Consider the following 1,308-nt stretch of genomic DNA (forward strand, 5'->3'; position numbering starts at 1 on the left):
TTAAGATACATAGTTTACACAAGTTAAAGATTAGGTGTTTACACTAAATTAGTTTCTAACCTTGTCGATTGTTGTTTGTTTCTTAGGTTTCTTTGATCAAAGAAACCTAAAAATACATTTCTATAATAGACTTTCCAAATTCCGTTACCAATCTCTACAATAGCAACATGTTTACCCTTTAAAGCTGCCGATACATATACCCAATAATAAGACTTCCACCTTACAGCTCCGCTCTTAGTTACTTTTAGAATTTTATACTTAGAATCATAGTCAAAATTTTTTATTTTTTCAGGGAAAGGTCTACAGGAGAAATCGTGTATATCCGCTGGTGTTTTCATCTCTAAAGCTTCGTGCGGTCTTATGTGATTATATTCCTTCACAAAGTAATTTAAACTTCTTTGTTGGGCTTTTAAATCATAGGCAGCGGGATTCGCACAAGCAGCCTTTAAATCTCTGTGCATACGTTCGTGTCTTCCGTTTTGTTCTGGGTGAGCTGGATCAGAAAATACAGGAGTAATTCCGAGTTCTATAAACCAATAAGAGAGCCTGGTATATCTTTGTATGGCTCTTACCGATCCAAAGGGACTTCCATTATCGGTATGCATTTGTTTGGGGATACCATATACTCTAAAAACCTTTATAAACTCTGCCTTAGCAGCTTTTAGTGTTTCTTTATAATGTCCTTTGGCAGTGAATAAAAATCTACTTTTAGAATCTGCAATAGTCAGTGGATGGCAGTAGATTTTATTACCCATTAAAAACTTTCCTTTATAGTCTGCGCTCCATACTTCATTACACGATTTTGGATCAAAAATAGGGTGTACAGGTTTTACTCTTCGCATACGTTTTTGAGGAGATACCAACCCGTTTTTTCGAAGGATATTATGGACAGTCACCACGGATGGGATTTGTTCTTTTGTAAATTCTTTAAACAATAAAATTCTAATTTTTTTAGCTCCCCAGAGCTTATGTTTTTCTTTTAATTTAAGAATACTATCAATGATTTTTTGATCGGTTGTACTGGGATGTTTTCCAGGCTTTCTAGATTGTTCTTTTAAACCTTCAAAACCTTGATTTTCGAATCGATGAATTAACTTATAAGCTGTTGGTCTAGAGATTTCAAAACTTTTGCATAATTCTGTGATGGTATATTTTCCAGTTCTCCATTCACAGATAAATTCAATTTTTTGTTCCATAGTTGTCGTGTTTTTCCAAGGCATGATAATTTGATTTTTTCCCTCAAATTATACCTTAAAAAGTGTAAACTATGTTTCTTTAACTTTGTAAAGGATGTTTGTTTAACGTACC

General features: G+C 33.6%; 1 protein-coding gene. It reads right to left on the minus strand.

Annotation, left to right across the window (positions count from 1 at the left end):
* Nucleotides 1–38 precede the first annotated feature (38 nt).
* Nucleotides 39–1,196 carry an integrase core domain-containing protein gene (locus ACWGOQ_RS24090; RefSeq protein ID WP_458202906.1) on the minus strand — a complete coding sequence of 386 codons (1,158 nt, stop codon included), beginning with the start codon at nucleotides 1,194–1,196 and terminating at the stop codon, nucleotides 39–41.
* Nucleotides 1,197–1,308: the final 112 nt, after the last annotated feature.

The organism is Aquimarina ulvae (assembly GCF_053613295.3).